Genomic DNA, 14,758 nt, shown 5'->3' on the forward strand with positions numbered 1-14,758 from the left:
GTCTGGATTTTTTACTTGCCCGACTTGACCTTGGTCCAGCTACGGGTCATCAGCCGTTGCACCTTGGGTGGCAACTCTGAGTTCACGAACATCTTGTTCAGCACTTCCTGCGATGGGTAAACCGCAGCGTCAGTCCTCACGGCCTGGTCCATCAGGTCGCCAGCCTTGGGGTTCGGGTTGGCGTAACCGACGTAATCACTGACCTGGGCGATAACCTCAGGTTTCAGCAAATAGTTGATGAAGGCATGCGCCTCTTTGACGTTCTTGGCGTCCTTGGGGATCGCCAGCACGTCGAACCAGAGGTTGCCGCCTTCCTTGGGAATGGCGTAGGCCAGGTTTACGCCCTTCTTCGCTTCTTCTGCGCGGGCCTTGGCCTGGAACACATCACCCGAGAAACCTGCCGCGACGCAGATGTCGCCGTTGGCCAGGTCGGTGATGTACTTGGACGAGTGGAAGTAGGTCACGTACGGGCGCACGGCCAGCAGCTTCTGCTCGGCCTTGGCGTAATCCTTGGGGTCGGTGCTGTTCGGGTTGAGGCCCATGTAGTTGAGCACCGCTGGCAGCATTTCGTCCGCCGAGTCGAGGAAGGCCACACCGCACTTGGAGAGCTTCTTCATGTTTTCGGGTTCGAACAGCACGGCCCAGGAGTCGATGGTGTCCACGCCCAGCGCGGCCTTGACCTTGTCGACGTTGTAACCGATGCCGTTGGTACCCCACAGGTAAGGCACCGCGTACTGGTTGCCCGGGTCGTTCTTTTCCAGGCGCTTCATCAACGCCGGGTCGAGATTGGAATAGTTGGGCAGCAGGTTCTTGTCGAGCTTCTGAAAGGCGCCCGCCTTGATCTGCTTGCCGAGGAAATGGTTGGACGGCACCACCACGTCATAGCCGGTGTTACCGGCCAGCAGCTTGCCTTCCAGGGTTTCGTTGGAGTCGAACACATCTTGCACAGGCTTGATGCCCGTGGCTTTCTCGAAGTCCGCGAGTGTGGTGGGGCCGATGTAGTCGGACCAGTTATAGAAGTGCACCGTCGGCGCCGCTTGGACGCTGCATGCCAGCGTCAGGCCCGCGCCAGCCATCAAGGCCTTGCGGAATACAGAAATAGACAAGTGGGGGTCCTCACAATCAGTGCCTGGGTAGCGACAATGCTGCCGCACACGCAAAACCGGCGCGCAACTTAACTTCGCAGCTTCGATGCCGCAATCATCAATTACCTTTCAATGGCTCTGGGCCGAAAAACCCGGCCCAGAGCTGTCGCATCGGGCTTACTTGCCCGACTTGATCTTCGTCCAGCTGCGGGTGATCACTCGCTGCACAGAAGCGTCAGGCGCAGCGATCGCGTACAGCTGCTTCTTCACTTCGGCAGGCGGGTAGATGCTCGGGTCGCTGGTGATGTCTTTGTCCACGAACTGGGTAGCAGCAGCGTTACCGTTCGGGAAGCGCACGGCGTTGGTGATTTCAGCCATGATTTCCGGCTGCATCAGGAAGTTCATGAACTGATAGGCAGCGTCTTTATGTTCGGCATCTTTCGGGATGGCGACCATGTCGTAGAAAGTACCGGCACCTTCCTTCGGAATGACGTAGTCCACTTTGACCTTGTCGCCCGCTTCATGGGCACGGGCCTTGGACTGCTCCAGGTCACCCGAGTAACCGACGGCTACACAGATGTTGCCGTTGGCCATGTCGCCGATGTACTTGGACGAGTGGAAGTAGGTGATCGAAGGACGGATCTTGAGGAACAGGTCCTCGGCGGCCTTCAGGTCTTCTTTCTTGGTGCTGTCGGTCGGCTTGCCGAGGTAGTGCAGCGCAGCCGGGAGCATTTCGGTCGGGGCGTCGAGGAAGCTCACGCCGCAGCTCTTGAGCTTGGCGATGTTCTCAGGCTTGAACACCACGTCCCACGAATCGATCTTGTCCACGCCCAGCGCAGCCTTGACCTTCTCCGGGTTGTAGCCAATGCCGATCGAGCCCCACATATAAGGGAAGGCATGCTTGTTGTCCTTGTCGCTGGCATCGCCAACGGCCTTGAGCAGGTCAGGATCGAGGTTCTTCCAGTTCGGCAGCTTGGAACGGTCCAGCTCCTCGTACACGCCCGCCTTGATCTGCTTGGCCAGGAAATTGTTCGAAGGCACGACGATGTCATAGCCCGACTTGCCTGCCAGCAGCTTGGCTTCCAGGGTTTCGTTGCTGTCGAAGACGTCGTACTTGACCTTGATCCCCGTCTGCTTCTCGAACTTGGCGATGGTGTCCGGAGCGATGTAGTCCGACCAGTTATAGACGTTCAACACTTTGTCTTCAGCCTGAACAGCGGAGGCCATGGCACCCATCAGGGCGGCGGCCAGCAACGTCTTGCCCATTTTATTCATGCGTAATGCTCCAGAATTTTTATTTAGCAACTGTCCAGCAGCCAGAACCCACGGTGCAGAGCGCGCGGCGACTGAAACAGTCGCTAGTCTGGCAAGTTACAAGGCCCTGTATCAAGGAAAGCAGGGCCATGTAACGACTTAATGTCACAACGCTAGCCTAGCAAACGCTTATTGAATCGCCTCAAGGGTCAGGTCCAGGCACTTGCGCGCCTTTTCCACCAGTTCGTCGATCTCCGCATGGCTGATTACCAGCGGCGGCGCGATGATCATGGTGTCACCCACCGCACGCATGATCAGGCCGTTCTCGAAGCAGAAGGTGCGACAGATCATGCCAACGCCCTTGCCCTCGTAACGGCTGCGGGTGGCCTTGTCCTTGACCAGCTCGATCGCACCCAGCATGCCCAGGCCGCGCACTTCACCCACCAGTGGATGGTCTTGCAGCTCGCGCAAACGCTTTTGCAAATACGGTGCCGCTTCCGTGCGCGCCTTCTCGACAATTTTCTCGTCACGCAGAATGCGCAGGTTTTCCAGGCCCACCGCGGCCGCCACCGGGTGGCCGGAGTAGGTGAAACCGTGGTTGAAGTCGCCGCCTTCGCTGATCACCTTGGCCACGGTGTCACGCACGATCACACCGCCCATGGGGATGTAACCGGAGGTCAGGCCTTTCGCGATGGTCATCAGGTCGGGCTTGAGGTCGTAGTAGTCCGAGCCGAACCACTCGCCGGTACGGCCGAAGCCGCAGATCACCTCGTCGGCGACGAACAGGATGTCGTACCTGGCGAGGATCTCCTTCACCTTCGGCCAGTAGGTTTCCGGCGGGATGATCACGCCGCCAGCGCCCTGGATCGGCTCGGCGATGAAGGCAGCGACGTTGTCTTCGCCGACTTCGAGGATCTTCTTCTCCAACTGCTCGGCGGCCCAGACACCGAATTCGTCAGGGGTCATGTCGCCTCCCTCGCCGAACCAGTACGGCTGAGGGATGTGCACGATGCCCGGGATCGGCAGGCCACCCTGCTCGTGCATGCCGCTCATGCCGCCCAGGCATGCACCGGCGAAGGTGGAGCCGTGGTAACCGTTGATGCGGCCGATGATGGTCTGCTTGTGCGGTTTGCCCTTCAGCGCCCAGTAGTGACGCACCATGCGCAGCACAGTGTCGTTGCCTTCGGAGCCGGAGCCGGTGAAGAACACATGGGTCATACCTTTCGGCGCCACGTCGGTGATCGCCTTGGCCAGCTCGAGCGCAGGCGGGTGAGCGGTCTGGAAGAACAGGTTGTAGTACGGCAGCTCGCGCATCTGTTTTTCCGCCGCCTGCACCAGCTCTTCACGTCCGTAGCCGACCGCCACGCACCATAGACCGGCCATACCGTCGAGGATCTTGTGCCCCTCGCTATCCCACAAATGCACACCCTGGGCCTTGGTGATGATGCGCGGCCCCTTCTCCTTCAGCTGCTTGTAGTCACTGAAAGGTGCGAGGTGATGCTCCCCGCTCAGGGTTTGCCATTCACGGGTTTGCGGGTTGTTGACGCTCATGTGCTTCTCCGTTATTGGACCGCCGCGCTCCTGCGGCACCAGGGTTGATCAGACAGCGAACAGCAGGAACTCACGCTCCCACGAACTGATGACGCGCTTGAAGTTTTCATGCTCGGCGCGCTTGGTAGCGACATACCCGGTAATGAATTTCTTGCCCAGGTATTGCACCAGCGCACGGCTGTTTTCCATGCGTTCCAAGGCGTCTTCGATGGTCAGGGGCAGGCGCAGGTTGCGGCGTTCGTAACCACGGCCCTGCACTGGCGCGCTGGCCTCGATACCTTCGACCATGCCGATGTAGCCACACAGCAGGCTGGCGGCGATGGCCAGGTACGGGTTGGCGTCGGCGCCCGGCAGGCGGTTTTCGACGCGCCGGCTTTGCGGGCCGGCATCCGGTACGCGCAGGCCGACGGTGCGGTTTTCTTCGCCCCACTCCACGTTCACCGGCGCCGAAGTGTCGGGCAGGAAGCGGCGGAACGAGTTGACGTTGGGCGCGAACAGCGGCAGCGCCTCGGGGATGAACTTCTGCAGGCCGCCAATATGGTTGAGGAACAGCGCGCTCATGCTGCCGTCTTCATTGCTGAAGATGTTCTTGCCGGTGGCCACGTCGACCACACTCTGGTGCAGGTGCATGGCACTGCCCGGCTCGCCGGTCATCGGTTTGGCCATGAAGGTGGCAGCCACGTTGTGCTTGAGCGCCGCCTCGCGCATGGTGCGCTTGAACACCAGGATCTGGTCGGCCAGGTGCAGGGCGTCGCCGTGACGGAAGTTGATTTCCATCTGCGCCGTGCCGTCTTCGTGGATCAGCGTGTCGAGGTCCAGCTGCTGCAGCTCGCACCAGTCGTAGACGTCTTCGAACAGCGGGTCGAATTCGTTGGCAGCTTCGATCGAGAACGACTGACGGCCGGTTTCCGGGCGACCGGAACGGCCTACCGGGGGCTGCAGCGGAAAGTCCGGGTCTTCGCTGCGCTTGGTCAGGTAGAACTCCATCTCCGGTGCGACGATCGGCTGCCAGCCCTTGTCGGCGTATAGCTTGAGCACTTTCTTCAGCACGTTGCGCGGCGACAGTTCGACCGGGTTGCCCTTCTTGTCGTAGGTGTCGTGGATGACCTGTGCGGTCGGCTCGATGGCCCACGGGACGAGGAACACAGCGTTCTCGTCAGGGCGGCAGATCATGTCGATGTCTGCCGGGTCGAGCAGTTCGTAATAGATGTCGTCGTCGACGTAGTCGCCGGTCACGGTCTGCAGCAGCACGCTCTCGGGCAGCCGCATGCCTTTTTCAGCGATGAATTTGTTGGTTGGCGAAATCTTGCCGCGCGTGATGCCGGTCAGGTCGCTGATCATGCATTCGACTTCGGTGATCTTGTGCTCTTTCAACCAATCGGTGAGCTGGTCGAGGTTGTTACTCATAAATACCTCAGGAGGTAAGGTGGTCCGCGACTTGATTCTGGATGGAGTCGATTGCTAAAGCAAAAACCCACGCGCAGAGCCACAGTGGATACACTGAAATCAGCTGTGTCCGTAATGAGTTCAAAAGGCAGGAAGGTGAAGCGAAAGGCGGCAAGCCGCTGCGAGGACCGGTCCGGGAACGCGAAACGTCAATTATTGCGGCCAGGGCGACCACGCCATTGACGAAGCTTGCAAAAACGACGGATGTACCCGATGGCACTGCGCAGGCAATGCTTTCAGGTCGCGGCAAGCGGACCATGTGACCCTCGTATTATTGTGTTTTGGGTTGAAACCGAGCTTAGCCTTGTTCATTTTTTTACACAACACCTCCGTAAAAAATAAAACACGGCGCACCGGAGATAGCCCTTTACCCGGGAAATAGCGGATAATGGATTGCCCCGATATGCAGCAAATCTGCCGTAGATGTGCCATTTCAGGGCATCATGGGGTCGGCTTGACATCAGTATCTCTTTTCGATTGACTGGTCTTGCAAGCCCCCCTTGATTGATATTTTTAACAACAAAGGTGTTGCATCATGTCGGTACCCCCGCGTGCCGTTCAGCTTAACGAAGCGAACGCGTTCCTTAAGGAACATCCTGAGGTTCTCTACGTTGACCTTCTGATTGCAGATATGAATGGTGTGGTGCGTGGCAAGCGCATAGAGCGCACCAGCCTCCACAAGGTTTACGAGAAAGGCATAAATCTGCCGGCCTCCCTCTTTGCCCTGGACATCAACGGTTCCACCGTCGAAAGCACCGGGCTGGGCCTGGACATCGGCGATGCTGACCGCATCTGCTATCCAATCCCCGACACGCTCTGTAACGAGCCATGGCAAAAGCGCCCCACCGCCCAGCTGCTGATGACCATGCACGAGCTGGAAGGCGAGCCGTTCTTCGCCGACCCGCGCGAAGTGCTGCGTCAGGTGGTGACCAAGTTCGACGAACTGGGCCTGACTATCTGCGCCGCATTCGAGCTGGAGTTCTACCTGATCGACCAGGAGAACGTGAACGGCCGCCCGCAGCCACCACGCTCGCCAATTTCGGGCAAACGCCCGCAGTCGACCCAGGTGTACCTGATCGACGACCTCGACGAATATGCCGACTGCCTGCAGGACATCCTCGAAGGCGCGAAAGAACAAGGCATCCCGGCCGACGCCATCGTCAAGGAAAGCGCCCCGGCGCAGTTCGAAGTCAACCTGCACCACGTGGCCGACCCGCTCAAGGCCTGCGACTACGCGGTACTGCTCAAGCGGTTGATCAAGAACATCGCCTACGACCATGAAATGGACACCACCTTCATGGCCAAGCCCTACCCGGGCCAGGCAGGCAACGGCCTGCACGTGCACATTTCCGTGCTGGACAAAGATGGCAACAACATCTTCACCAGCGAGGATCCCGAGCAGAACGCCGCGCTACGTCACGCTGTCGGCGGTGTGCTCGAGACCCTGCCCGCGTCCATGGCCTTCCTTTGCCCGAACGTCAACTCGTACCGCCGCTTTGGCGCGCAGTTCTACGTGCCGAACGCGCCAAGCTGGGGCCTGGACAACCGCACCGTAGCGCTGCGCGTACCGACCGGCTCGGCCGATGCCGTGCGCATCGAGCACCGCGTCGCCGGGGCCGACGCCAACCCGTACCTGATGATGGCTGCCGTACTGGCTGGCGTGCACCATGGCCTGACCAACAAGATCGAGCCAGGCGCGCCGATCGAAGGCAACTCGTACGAGCAGCTGGAGCAGAGCCTGCCGAACAACCTGCGCGATGCCCTGCGCGAGCTGGACGACAGCGAGATCCTGAACAAGTACATCGATCCGAAGTACATCGACATCTTTGTCGCGTGCAAGGAAAGCGAGCTGGAAGAGTTCGAGCACTCGATCTCCGACCTCGAGTACAACTGGTACCTGCATACCGTGTAAACGAAAACGCCGCCCCTCAAGGGCGGCGTTTTTGTTTGAGACCGGTGTCGCCCTCTTCGCGGGCTCGCCCGCTCCCACAGGGTTATTTCGAGGGCTGAAGCCTGTAACTTACCTGTGGGAGCGGGCGTGCCCGCGAAGAGGGCGGCCCAGGCTTACAGGGGCTTCTCGAAAATCTTCGAATTGCGCTGGTAGTTGTACAGCGAAGCCCGCGCCGCCGGCAGCCGCTCCACGCCACTCGGCGCAAAGCCGCGCTCGCGGAACCAGTGCGCAGTGCGCGTAGTCAGCACGAACAAAGTACTCAAGCCCATCTGCCGTGCCCGGCTCTCGATGCGTTCCAGCAGCTCATCGCCACGCCCGCCATGGCGGTACTCCGGGTTCACCGCCAGGCAAGCCAGCTCCCCGGCTTCGGAATCGGCAATCGGGTACAGCGCCGCACAGGCGATGATCATGCCCTCGCGCTCGACCACACTGAACTGCTCGATCTCTCGCTCCAGCACTTCGCGCGAACGGCGCACCAGGATGCCCTGCTCTTCCAGCGGGCTGATCAACTCCAGCAGGCCACCGACGTCCTCGATGGTCGCCTCGCGCACCACTTCGAACTGCTCCTGCGACACCAGCGTACCGCCACCGCCCCGTGTGAACAGCTCGGTGAGCAGCGCGCCGTCCTCGGCATAGCTGACGATATGGCTGCGCGCCACACCGCCTTTGCAAGCCTCGGCCGCAGCATCCAGCAGTTCGCCCTGGTAGTCGCTGCCTAGACGCTGCAGATGCGGAGCAACCTGCTGCGGGCGCAGTTCGCGCACCAACCTACCGTCAGCGTCCAACAGGCCTGGCTCGGCGCCGAACAGCAGCAACTTGTCGGCGCCCAGTTCGATGGCCGCGCGGGTAGCCACGTCTTCGCAGGCCAGGTTGAAAATTTCCCCGGTAGGCGAGTAGCCCAAGGGCGACAACAGCACGATGGAACGCTCGTCGAGCAGGCGGCTGATGCCCTTGCGGTCGACCCGGCGCACTTCGCCAGTGTGGTGGTAGTCCACGCCTTCGAGCACGCCGATCGGCCGCGCGGTGACCAGGTTGCCGGAGGCCACGCGCAGGCGCGAGCCCTGCATCGGCGAAGCGGCGATGTCCATCGACAGCCGCGCTTCAATAGCCAGGCGCAGGGCGCCGACGGCATCGATCACGCAGTCCAGGGTGGCCGCATCAGTAATACGCATGCCCCGGTGGTAGTGCGGGGTCAGGCCGCGATCGGCCAGCCGGCTTTCGATCTGCGGGCGCGAGCCATGCACCAGCACCAGCCGCACGCCGAGGCTGTGCAGCAGCACCAGGTCGTGGACGATATTGCCGAAATTAGGATGTTCCACCCCATCGCCAGGGAGCATGACCACGAAGGTGCAGTCGCGATGGGCATTGATATAGGGGGATGCATGACGCAGCCAGTTGACGTAATCGGGCATGACAGGGCCTGTGGATAAGTGGACGGAGAACGGCGATGCAGGGGGCGTTCAGGATCATCGTCGGAACAGGCTTGCGGTCACGCGCGGTCTCCTCTAGGCAGGAACGAATCAGTTCGATTGACGTTTAGTGCAGGCAATAGTGCCGGATCAGGTCACGCAATAGACGCACGGTAGGCTCGATTCGTGACATTTCAAGGTATTCGCCGGGCTGGTGGGCACAGGCAATGTCGCCAGGGCCCAGCACGATGGTCTGGCAGCCCAGTTGCTGAAGATAAGGTGCTTCGGTGCCGAACGCCACCGCTTCAGCGCGATGGCCGGTCAGGCGCTCCGCGACCTGTACCAGCTCGACATCGGCAGCCTGCTCGAACGGCGGCACCTCCGGGAACAGCGGCGCATAGTCGATGCGCACCTCATGGCGCTCGGCCACGGGTACCAGCTTTTCGCGAATGGCCGCGCGCAGCTGGTCCACGTCCATGCCCGGCAGCGGCCGCAGGTCGAACTCCAGGGCGCACTGGCCGCAGATACGGTTGGGGTTGTCGCCGCCGTGGATGCAGCCGAAGTTCATGGTCGGGGTCGGCACGGTGAATTGCGGGTTGCTATAGGTTTGTTGCCACTGCTGGCGCAGGCCCATCAGCTCGCCCATGACCGCATGCATGGCCTCCATGGCGCTGCGGCCCAGGCTTGGGTCCGACGAATGGCCGCTGCGACCGAGGATGTCGATGCGGTCCATGAGGATGCCCTTGTGCATGCGGATCGGCCGCAGCCCGGTAGGCTCACCAATGATCGCTGCACGGCCCAGTGGCTGGCCGGCCTCGGCCAGGGCACGGGCGCCGGACATGGAGCTTTCTTCATCGCAGGTGGCAAGGATCAGCAGCGGCTCCTTGAAGTCGTGCTCCAGCAGCGGGATGACCGCTTCGATGACCAGGGCGAAGAAGCCCTTCATGTCGCAGCTGCCCAGGCCGACCCAACGGCCATCGGTCTCGGTCAGTTTCAGCGGGTCGCTGGCCCACAGCTGTTCGTCATAGGGCACGGTATCGCTGTGCCCGGCCAGCACCAGCCCTCCCGGGCCCGTGCCACGGCTGGCCAGCAGGTTGAACTTGCCGGGGCTGACCTGCTGGATATCGCACTTGAAACCCAGGTCGCCCAGCCAACCGGCCAGCAGGTCGATAACCTGGCGGTTGGACTGGTCCAGCGCAGGTTGGGTACAGCTGACCGAAGGCGCGGCGATCAAGGCGGCAAACTGGTCTTTCAGCGTCGGCAACGGCATGCGCGTACTCCTCGGAAACGTTGCCCATCATAGGACTATCCGCTGTCTGGAATAAACCGTTGAGGGCTGACTGCTGTAGACTCTCTGCCAACCACGCCCCCTCTTTCGAGTCTGTGATGCACAAAGAAACCGAACTGAAGCTCCGCGCCAGCCGCGAGACCCTTGCCGCCCTGCGCGAGCACCCTCTGCTGAAAAAGCGCAACAAGTCCGGCTGGCAGACCCGTGAACTGCTCAACCAGTACTTCGACACCCCCGAGCGTGAGCTGTCCGCCGCCCGTGTCGCCCTGCGCCTGCGCCGCGATGGCGACGCTGTCATTCAAACCCTCAAGTGCCGCGGCCAGAGCGTGGCTGGCCTGTCAGAGCGCAACGAGTACGAATGGAACCTGGACAAGGTCAAGCTCGACCTGAAGAAGCTGGACGCCACCTGCTGGCCCGAGCAACTGGCCAACCTGGACAAGAAAACCATCAAGCCGCTGTTCACCACCGACTTCAGCCGTGAATACGCTGAAATCGCCTGGGGCCGCGGCAAGAGCAAGGTGGTGATCGAGGCCGCGCTGGACCAAGGCTTCGTGATCGCCGGCAAGCGCAAGGAAGAGATCTGCGAGCTGGAGCTGGAGCTGCGTGAAGGTGAACCGCAAGCACTGCTGGAACTGGCTGCAGAACTGGCCGCCAGCCTGCCACTGATGCCGTGCGACATCAGCAAGGCTGAGCGCGGTTACCGCCTGCTGGAACCGGACAGCTACGAGCTGGACCTGCCGCACACCGCGCTGGAAGCCGAAATGGCCTTGGACGACGCCTATGCCGCCCTCGCCTGGCAACTGCTGGGCAGCAGCCAGCGCCTGGCCGAGCAGTACCGCCACAACGGTCACTGGCGCCTGCTCCAGGACTGGGTCGAGTGCCTGAGCGAGCTGCGCGCACTCACCGCCAGCCTGGGCCAGGCAGCACCGCGCGCCACCACCCGCGACCTGCGCGCCAGTCTTGATGCCTTGCTTGAAGACTGGCGCCCGCTGGTTCAGGCCGGCAACGATGACGAAGACATCCGTCGCGCCGCGCCCGAGCAGTTTGCCGAAGAGCTGGAAGACGTACGCTGGGGCCAGTTCTCGCTGGAAACCTCACGCTGGCTGATGGCCCGGACCTGGACCGCAGAGCGCAAGGGCCGCGGCGAACGCCAGGGCAAGGCGCAACTGGCCAGCTGGCTGGGGCACCTGCTGGGCGAGGAAGGCCGCGCACTGAAGCTGCCGCTGTACACCCAGCGCCCGGAAGACCTGGCCGAGCAGCTGCCACGTATCGAGCAGCTTCTGGCCTGGCTGCACCACGCCCGCCAGGTGCTGGAAGCGCCGCAAATGGACCGCTTGTACGGCGACCTGAAAAAGCTGCACGAGCTGGCCGAGCAGCCCATCAGCGATGAAGTGCTGGAAGCGCGTATCGAACAGGCTCGAGCGGTGGACCAGAGCCGCGGCTGGAAGCACCTGCTCAAGGCGTGATACCGCGTCGCCTGCTTCGCGGGTAAACCCGCTCCTACAAAGGTTCGCGCCAGGCGTGAGGCCGGTGTAGGCGCGGGTTTACCCGCGAATGGCCTCACCGGTGTAGGAGCGGGTTTACCCGCGAATGGCCTCACCGCGGTAGCGGCAGGCTAGTGGTGGACTTGATCTCGGAAAGCGCCACAATCGAGTTCACCTCCTGAATCCCCGGCACGTTCGACAGTTTTTCGAAGAAGAACCGCTCGTAGGCCTCGATGTCCGACGTGACGATTCGCAGCAGAAAGTCCACGGCCCCCATCAGCACATAACACTCCAGCACCTCAGGGAACCCGCGGATCGCCTCGGTGAACTCGGTAAAGTTGGAGCGCCCATGGGCGTTCAGTTTCACTTCGGCGAAAATCTGCGTGTTCAGGCCGACCTTCTTGCGGTCCAGCAAGGTCACCTGCCCACGAATCACCCCCTCTTCCTTCAAGCGCTGAATGCGCCGCCAACACGGCGATTGCGACAGCCCGACGCGCTCGGCGATCTGTGCACTGGACAGCGAAGCGTCCTCCTGCAGCAGCTCGAGGATGCGACGGTCGTAGGCGTCCAGCTCGCTGTGCATTATTTATTCTCCACACCATATTTTCTTGAATAAAAAAATTCGCCAACAGGGCGAAATCACCCAATCATAGCGAAAAAATACCGCCAGCAACGTGCAAGAATTTCTCCCTCATTTGCGGAGACCAGTATGAACGCACAGCCCCGTACCGACGCCTGGGCCGCCAACAACGCCCACAGCACCGTGCACTATCGCCTGCAGGCCGAGGCCGAGCCCGATAGCCTGTGCCGGGTGCTCAACCTGTTCGCCTTGCAGTTCCTGACCCCGCATAGCGTGCAGGTCAGCCAGCAGGATGACTGGCTGGATATCGAAATCGGCATTGGCGGGTTGAGCTGGCACCGGGCCGAAGTCATTGCACAGAAACTGCGTAACCTGGTGTGTGTGGGTGAGGTGAGCCTGACCAACTTGCAGCGAGTGGCGTTGGCAGTGGTCTGAACCACCCTTCAAGGCCCGTGCGATCCCTGTAGGAGCGGGTTCACCCGCGAAGCGTCCGGTACAGGCGCAGCAAAATCCCGAAACCTTTCACCTCCGATAGCCTCCCGCCGCCAGGCTAGCCTTGATCAGCACTACCCGATCAGGCACGGACGCCAACCATGCACACCCCCGACAACCCCGCACTCGACCTCAAGCGCGTGCTCCAGGCCCTGCTCGCTGACCAGCACCTGCACGCCAGCGATACCCTGCAAGTACTCGAGCACGCCGCTGCCCACCCCGCTAGCCACCCGCTGGAGCACATCGCCGCCTGCAGCCTGGAAAGCCGCCAGCACCCCGGCCAGCCCCTGGACTTGGAGCACCTTTGCCAGTGGCTGGCCGACAAGGTCGGCCAACCCTACCTGCGCATCGACCCCATGCAACTCGACCTGCCCCAGGTCACCGGCCTGATCTCCCCAGCCTTCGCCCAGCGCCACGGCATCCTCATCGTCGCGGCCGATGCCTCCAGCGTCACCGTCGCCAGCGCCCAGCCTTTCCAGGATGACTGGCAGGCCGACCTGGCCCGTAGCCTCGGCCGATCGATCCGTCGCGTACTGGCCAGCCCGCAGCAGATCCGTCAGTCAGCGCAGTCGTTCCACCGCCTGGCCCAGTCGGTAAAAGGCGCGCAATATCAGCAGTCGGCCAGCCTGGGGGAACTTGAGCAATTGCTTGAGCTGGGCAAACGCCAGGCCGAGGCCAGCGCAGACGACGCGCATATCGTGCATATCGTCGACTGGCTGTTGCAGTACGCCATCGAGCAACGCGCCAGCGATATCCACCTGGAACCACGCCGCGAACAGGGCCAGCTGCGCTACCGCATCGATGGCCTGCTGCACACCGTCTATGCCTTCCCCGCCGGGGTCACCCTGGCCCTCGTCAGCCGCCTGAAACACCTGGGCCGCATGGACGTTGCAGAGAAGCGACGGCCGCAGGACGGCCGGCTGCAAAGCCGCCTACCCGGTGGTGGCGAAGTGGAGCTGCGGCTTTCAACCCTGCCCACCCCGTTTGGCGAGAAACTGGTGCTGCGCCTGTTCGACCCGCACCAGTTGCAAGAGGGCTTCGACCGCCTTGGCCTGCACGGCCAGCAACTGGCCCAATGGCAGCGCCTGCTACGTCAGCGCCAAGGCATCATCCTGGTCACCGGCCCCACCGGCTCCGGCAAAACCAGCACGCTGTACACCAGCCTCAAACTGCTGGCCACCCCACAGGTCAACCTGTGCACCATCGAAGACCCGATCGAGCGCCTGGAGCCTGCCTTCAACCAGCTGCAGGTGCAGCCCGCGCTGGACCTGGGGTTTGCCAACGCGGTCAGGGCCATGCTGCGCCAAGATCCCGATATCATCATGATCGGCGAAATTCGCGACCGCGAAACCGCCCTGGTGGCAGTTCAGGCAGCGCTGACCGGGCACCTGGTACTGTCCACCCTGCATACCAACGACGCTTGTGCAGCGATTACCCGCTTGCAAGAGCTGGGTGTGGCCGACTACCTGATCAAGGCGACGCTTATCGGGGTGATGGCCCAGCGCCTGGTGCGAACCGTCTGCACCGACTGCCAGGCAGGTTCATCAGCCACCTGCCGAGCCTGCCGCGGCACCGGTTTTCAGGGGCGCACGGGATTATTCGAACTGCTCGAGCCCAGCGACACCTTGCGCGCATTGATCGGCCCTGATGCCGACCTGACCCGTTTGCGGAGCCAGGCGCTGGCCGATGGCCTGGTTGACCTGCGCCGTTGCGGCGAGGCCAAGGTGGCCGCTGGGCAGACCCGTGCCGAGGAAGTGCTGCGCGTCTGCCACTGACGAAAAGTCCTTTGTATTCAAGGAACTTGCCTTGCCCGAAAAGATCCAAGCGCGCATCTTCAACCATCACCCTTCGAGGTGTTTCAACATGCGTCTCAAAACCGCCATTGCCGCCGCAACCTTGCTTTCGCTGCCTCTTGGCTCGGCCATGGCCGATACCTTCTGGCGTAACGTGATGACTTCCGGTGCTACCACGGCGTCGAGCTACCTGACCTCGCGGGATCACAAGCTGGTAGTGGCCGCGCAGGATGACGCCAGCAGCTTCGTCGCCAGCGAAGGCGCGATCCGCGGGCCGTTCCTGGAAGCGGCCATGCGCGAGGCACGGGCAGAGAACCCAGGGATGCAGGCTTCCGACATGGAGTTGGCCAATGCCATCCTGGCCAAGAATGCGGTAGCCGAGTAACTGCGTCGCCTGCTTCGCGGGTGAACCCGCTCCTACAGGC

13 protein-coding genes are annotated in these 14,758 nt (G+C 61.9%); 6 read left to right on the top strand and 7 right to left on the bottom strand.

Features of this window, described 5'->3' with window-relative positions:
- Window positions 1-11 precede the first annotated feature (11 nt).
- From PRJ_RS26350 to PRJ_RS26365, 4 genes are all read right to left on the bottom strand, one after another.
- Window positions 12-1,106 carry a polyamine ABC transporter substrate-binding protein gene (locus tag PRJ_RS26350; RefSeq protein ID WP_104962764.1) on the bottom strand — a complete coding sequence of 365 codons (1,095 nt, stop codon included), beginning with the start codon at window positions 1,104-1,106 and terminating at the stop codon, window positions 12-14.
- Window positions 1,107-1,262: 156 nt separating this feature from the next.
- Window positions 1,263-2,360 carry a polyamine ABC transporter substrate-binding protein gene (locus PRJ_RS26355; RefSeq protein ID WP_104962765.1) on the bottom strand — a complete coding sequence of 366 codons (1,098 nt, stop codon included), beginning with the start codon at window positions 2,358-2,360 and terminating at the stop codon, window positions 1,263-1,265.
- A 168-nt stretch (window positions 2,361-2,528) separates the two neighbouring features.
- The gene (locus tag PRJ_RS26360) at window positions 2,529-3,890 is read right to left on the bottom strand and encodes an aspartate aminotransferase family protein (protein WP_010955709.1); all 1,362 of its coding nucleotides are present in this window, start codon (window positions 3,888-3,890) and stop codon (window positions 2,529-2,531) included.
- A gap of 48 nt (window positions 3,891-3,938) precedes the next feature.
- The gene (locus tag PRJ_RS26365) at window positions 3,939-5,297 is read right to left on the bottom strand and encodes a glutamine synthetase family protein (protein ID WP_010955710.1); all 1,359 of its coding nucleotides are present in this window, start codon (window positions 5,295-5,297) and stop codon (window positions 3,939-3,941) included.
- A gap of 41 nt (window positions 5,298-5,338) precedes the next feature.
- Between PRJ_RS26365 and PRJ_RS26370 the strand changes: the two genes are divergently transcribed.
- Complete coding sequence (locus PRJ_RS26370) at window positions 5,339-5,599, top strand: hypothetical protein (protein ID WP_020193883.1); 261 nt, start codon at window positions 5,339-5,341, stop codon at window positions 5,597-5,599.
- A 272-nt stretch (window positions 5,600-5,871) separates the two neighbouring features.
- Entirely contained in the window at window positions 5,872-7,248 is a 1,377-nt protein-coding gene (locus tag PRJ_RS26375) for a glutamine synthetase family protein (protein WP_010955711.1), read from the top strand.
- A 152-nt stretch (window positions 7,249-7,400) separates the two neighbouring features.
- Here PRJ_RS26375 and argA read toward each other — a convergent pair whose 3' ends face one another.
- Window positions 7,401-8,699, bottom strand: coding sequence for an amino-acid N-acetyltransferase (argA, locus tag PRJ_RS26380; protein WP_003253723.1), 1,299 nt, complete (start codon window positions 8,697-8,699; stop codon window positions 7,401-7,403).
- Between the two features lie 124 nt (window positions 8,700-8,823).
- Window positions 8,824-9,966, bottom strand: a complete 1,143-nt coding sequence (gene argE / locus PRJ_RS26385; RefSeq protein WP_020193884.1) for an acetylornithine deacetylase — start codon at window positions 9,964-9,966, stop codon at window positions 8,824-8,826.
- Between the two features lie 116 nt (window positions 9,967-10,082).
- On the opposite strand from argE, the gene PRJ_RS26390 reads away from it, so the two are divergent.
- Complete coding sequence (locus tag PRJ_RS26390) at window positions 10,083-11,450, top strand: inorganic triphosphatase (RefSeq protein ID WP_003253720.1); 1,368 nt, start codon at window positions 10,083-10,085, stop codon at window positions 11,448-11,450.
- A gap of 130 nt (window positions 11,451-11,580) precedes the next feature.
- On the opposite strand, the gene PRJ_RS26395 is transcribed toward PRJ_RS26390, so the two are convergent.
- Entirely contained in the window at window positions 11,581-12,051 is a 471-nt protein-coding gene (locus PRJ_RS26395) for an Lrp/AsnC family transcriptional regulator (protein WP_010955714.1), read from the bottom strand.
- A gap of 126 nt (window positions 12,052-12,177) precedes the next feature.
- Between PRJ_RS26395 and PRJ_RS26400 the strand changes: the two genes are divergently transcribed.
- The 3 genes from PRJ_RS26400 (at window position 12,178) to PRJ_RS26410 (ending at window position 14,718) form a co-directional block, all read left to right on the top strand.
- Complete coding sequence (locus PRJ_RS26400; RefSeq protein WP_010955715.1) at window positions 12,178-12,483, top strand: hypothetical protein; 306 nt, start codon at window positions 12,178-12,180, stop codon at window positions 12,481-12,483.
- Window positions 12,484-12,641: 158 nt separating this feature from the next.
- On the top strand, window positions 12,642-14,315 hold the full coding sequence (locus PRJ_RS26405) for a GspE/PulE family protein (RefSeq protein ID WP_104962766.1): 1,674 nt from the start codon (window positions 12,642-12,644) through the stop codon (window positions 14,313-14,315).
- 88 nt (window positions 14,316-14,403) lie between these two features.
- Window positions 14,404-14,718, top strand: coding sequence for a DUF2388 domain-containing protein (locus PRJ_RS26410; protein WP_003253711.1), 315 nt, complete (start codon window positions 14,404-14,406; stop codon window positions 14,716-14,718).
- The last annotated feature ends 40 nt before the right edge of the window (window positions 14,719-14,758 follow it).

Source organism: Pseudomonas sp. XWY-1 (assembly GCF_002953115.1).
Classification (GTDB): domain Bacteria; phylum Pseudomonadota; class Gammaproteobacteria; order Pseudomonadales; family Pseudomonadaceae; genus Aquipseudomonas; species Aquipseudomonas alloputida.